The following is a 1,145-nucleotide window of genomic DNA, read 5'->3' as shown; positions in this document are numbered from 1 at the left end:
GGCACGATCGGTCACGTCGACCACGGCAAGACGTCGCTGACGGCGGCGATCACGAAGGTCCTGGCGGAGTCCGGCGGGGCGACGTTCACGGCCTACGACCAGATCGACAAGGCACCCGAGGAGAAGGCGCGCGGGATCACGATCTCGACGGCGCACGTCGAGTACGAGACGGCCAACCGGCACTACGCGCACGTCGACTGCCCCGGGCACGCCGACTACGTGAAGAACATGATCACGGGCGCCGCGCAGATGGACGGCGCGATCCTGGTGGTGTCGGCGGCCGACGGCCCGATGCCGCAGACCCGCGAGCACATCCTGCTCGCCCGCCAGGTCGGCGTGCCGGCACTGGTGGTGTTCCTGAACAAGGTCGACCTCGTCGACGACGCCGAGCTGCTCGAGCTCGTCGAGATGGAGGTGCGCGAGCTGCTGTCGAAGTACGACTTCCCCGGCGACGACATCCCGATCACCAAGGGCTCGGCCAAGGTCGCGCTCGACAACGGCGACAAGGCGGTCGGGCACGACGCGGTGCTGGCGCTGATGAAGACGGTCGACGACTACATCCCGCAGCCGGAGCGTCCGATCGACATGCCGTTCCTGATGCCGATCGAGGACGTGTTCTCGATCTCGGGCCGCGGCACGGTGGTGACGGGTCGCGTCGAGCGCGGCATCGTCAAGGTCGGCGAGACGGTGGAGATCGTGGGCATCCGCGACACCCAGACCACGACGGTCACGGGCGTCGAGATGTTCCGCAAGCTGCTCGACCAGGGCCAGGCGGGCGACAACGTCGGCGTGCTGCTGCGCGGCACCAAGCGCGAGGACGTGGAGCGCGGCCAGGTCGTGTGCAAGCCGGGTTCGGTGAAGCCCCACACCAAGTTCAAGGCCGAGGCCTACATCCTGACCAAGGAGGAGGGCGGCCGCCACACGCCGTTCTTCACCAACTACCGGCCGCAGTTCTACTTCCGCACCACCGACGTCACCGGCGTCTGCGTGCTGCCGGAAGGCACCGAGATGGTGATGCCGGGCGACAACGTGACCATGGACGTCACGCTGATCGTGCCGGTGGCCATGGAGGAGAAGCTGCGCTTCGCCATCCGCGAAGGCGGACGCACCGTCGGCGCCGGCGTCGTCGCCGCCATCAACGCGTA

1 protein-coding gene is annotated in these 1,145 nt (G+C 68.1%); it reads left to right on the top strand.

Annotated elements, in window-relative coordinates:
• Positions 1-1,145, top strand: a 1,145-nt coding sequence (gene tuf, locus FV229_RS26935) for an elongation factor Tu (RefSeq protein ID WP_147754827.1), incomplete at both ends; no start/stop codon positions are given.

Origin of the sequence: Methylobacterium sp. WL120 (genome assembly GCF_008039465.1) — a bacterium.
Lineage (GTDB): Bacteria > Pseudomonadota > Alphaproteobacteria > Rhizobiales > Beijerinckiaceae > Methylobacterium > Methylobacterium cerastii.
This window is presented reverse-complemented; position numbering and strand designations above follow the sequence as displayed.